Genomic DNA, 2,784 nt, shown 5'->3' with positions numbered 1-2,784 from the left:
GTACCTGCAGAACTGCCCGCAGTACGTGGCGGCGTACTACGGCATCCTGCGCGCGAACGCCGTTGTCGTGCCGGTCAACCCGATGAACAAGGCCGAGGAGTTCGGCCACTACATCACCGACCCCGAGGCGCGCGTCGCGATCTGCAGCCCCGACCTGAGCGGCTTCGTCGCGCAGGCGAATGCCGCGCTGCCCGAGGCGCAGCGACTGCGGGATGTGCTGGTGGTGCGGTACGCCGATGCGCTGCCCGACGTGATCGACGCCGCCATYGCCCCGCCCCCGGCGATGGAGGCCTGGCTGCGCGCCGACCCGCCGCTGCCTGACGCCACGCAAGCAACGTCGGAGCGCTACACCCGCTGGACCGATGCGCTCGCTCGGCGCCACGTGCCCGGGCCGCACACCGCGCAGCCGGACGATCTCGCGCTGCTGCCCTACACCTCGGGCACCACCGGGCTGCCGAAGGGCTGCATGCACACGCACCGCACGCTGATGGCGAACACGGTGGGCGGCTGCTGGGGCAATGCCGGCGCCGAGACGGTGAGCCTGGGCGTGGTGCCGATGTTCCACATCACCGGCATGGTCTACGGCGTGCTCGGGCCGGTCTGGAACGGCAGCACGACGGTGTTGATGCCGCGCTGGGACCGCGAGCTTGCGGGCCGGCTGATCTCGCGCCACCGGCCGACGCACTGGACCTGCATCCCGACGATGATCATCGACCTGTTCGGCAGCCCCAATTACAGGAGCTTCGACCTGTCGAGCCTGCGCTACCTGAGCGGCGGCGGCGCGGCGATGCCGCAGGCGGTGGCCGAGCGGCTGCAGGCGGAGTTCGGGCTGACCTTCGCCGAAGGCTACGGGCTGACCGAGACCGCGGCGCCGAGCCATGCGAACCCGCCCGAGCGCGCGAAGCTGCAGTGCCTGGGCATCCCGATCTTCGGCGTCGACTCGCGCGTGGTGGACCCCGTCACGCTGCAGGAGATGCCGGTCGGCGAGGTGGGCGAGATCGTCACGCACGGGCCGATGGTGTTCCAGGGCTACTGGCGGCATCCGGAGGCGACGCAGGCGGCCTTCGTCGAGATCGAGGGCCGGCGCTTCTTCCGCACCGGCGACCTGGGGCGCATGGACGACGAGGGCTATTTCTTCATCACCGACCGGCTGAAGCGGATGATCAACGCGAGCGGCTTCAAGGTGTGGCCGGCCGAGGTGGAGGCGCTGCTCTACAGGCACCCGGCGGTGCAGGAGGCCTGCGTGATCTCGGCGCGCGATGCCTACCGCGGCGAGACGGTGAAGGCGGTGGTGGTGCTGCGCGCCGAGGCGCGCGGCGTGACGCGCGAACAGGACATCGTCGATTGGGCGCGCGACCACATGGCGGCGTACAAGGCGCCGCGCCTGGTGAACTTCGCCGACAGCCTGCCGAAGTCGGGGGCGGGGAAGGTGCTGTGGCGGGTCTTGCAGGAGCAGGAGCGCGAATCCGGGCTTGCGTAGACCTTTGCGCACACAGACGCAAACCGAACAAACCATGCATTTTTCGAGGGGGAATCCGGGCTTTCCAGCAGTCCTCGGGTATTGCTCCGCCCCTAACATCCGCGCTGATCGAAAAAACGAACGGTCGTGCTGATTTGCGCGGCGTTCCCCTCAGCCTCGGCTGGATTCATGACTGGGAAGCAGGAGACACGGATGCATCAATGGAAACGCAATGTCGTCGCGCTCGGCGCGGCGGCACTGGTGGCCGCTTGCGGCGGCGGCGGCAGCGACACGACGGCCAAGGTCAACATCACCTCGGTGAAGGTCATGGGCGACAGCCTGGCCGACTCGGGCACCTTCGGCTTCAAGGCGACGGTGCAGGGTACCGACTCGCTGGTGTTTCCGGAGCGCGTCGCGCTGAGCTACGGCATCACATCGATGTGCAACTACTACACGGCGACGGGTGCCACCACCTTCACGCCGAACACCACGAAGACCGGGTGCACCAACTACGCGATCGCCGGCAGCCGGATCAACAACTACACGGCGCCCACCTCGCAGCTGTCGGTGATCCAGCAGATGAAGGACGCGACCGCGACGGCCAACATCGGTGCCAGCGAACTGGCACTGGTCGATGGCGGCGGCAATGACGCGGCCGACCTCGTGGGCGCCTACCTGCGGGCCGGCACCGATGGCGGCGCGAGCTACCTGGCGCTGCTGAAGACGGTGCTGGACGCGACCACGGTGGACACCGAGGCGGCGGCGGGTGCCGCGGGCCTGGCGAAGCTGGGTGGCATGTACATGGCGGCGGTTTCGGCGCAATTCAGCGCGGCCATCGATGCCAACGTCCTGGCGAAGGGCGCGAACTACGTGGCCGTGCTGAACATGCCCGGCATCACGAACACGCCGCGCTTCCAGCTGGTGCTGGGTTCGATTGCAGCCAAGGCAGTGCAGGGCGGAGCGACCGACGGAGGTGCTGCTGCACGCGGGCAGGCCGAGGGCCTGTTCAAGAGCTGGATCCAGGCCTTCAACGGCGCGCTCGACACGCACTACGCCGGCAACGGCAAGGTGGTCGTGATCGACTTCTACACCTCGTTCAACGAGGAAGTGGCGATCCCGGCGCAGTACAGCCTGACCAACGTGACCACGCCGGTCTGCCCGCCCACCGGTGTCGGCGCGGACGGCCTGCCGGTCTACAGCTTCCCGACCTGTACCGCCACCGCGGTGTCGGCGGCACCGCCGACCGGCGTGACCGACCCGAACTGGTGGAAGAGCTACGCCTTCTCCGACGGCTTCCACCCGACGCCGTACGCCCACCAGCTGCT

At 68.7% G+C, this 2,784-nt stretch carries 2 protein-coding genes; both read left to right on the top strand.

What is annotated here, in order from left to right; all coding sequences use genetic code 11:
- The coding region (locus tag AC1D01_RS28705) for a long-chain-fatty-acid--CoA ligase (protein WP_477872479.1) at positions 1-1,480 on the top strand (1,480 nt) is incomplete at its 5' end.
- Between the two features lie 192 nt (positions 1,481-1,672).
- Positions 1,673-2,784 (top strand): SGNH/GDSL hydrolase family protein (locus tag AC1D01_RS28700; RefSeq protein ID WP_477872477.1); only part of this gene is annotated, 1,112 nt, incomplete at its 3' end.

It is taken from the genome of Rhizobacter sp. P3_B12 (assembly GCF_056402895.1).
The sequence above is the reverse complement of the archived record's forward strand: the minus strand, read 5'-3'. Positions and strand labels throughout refer to the sequence as shown.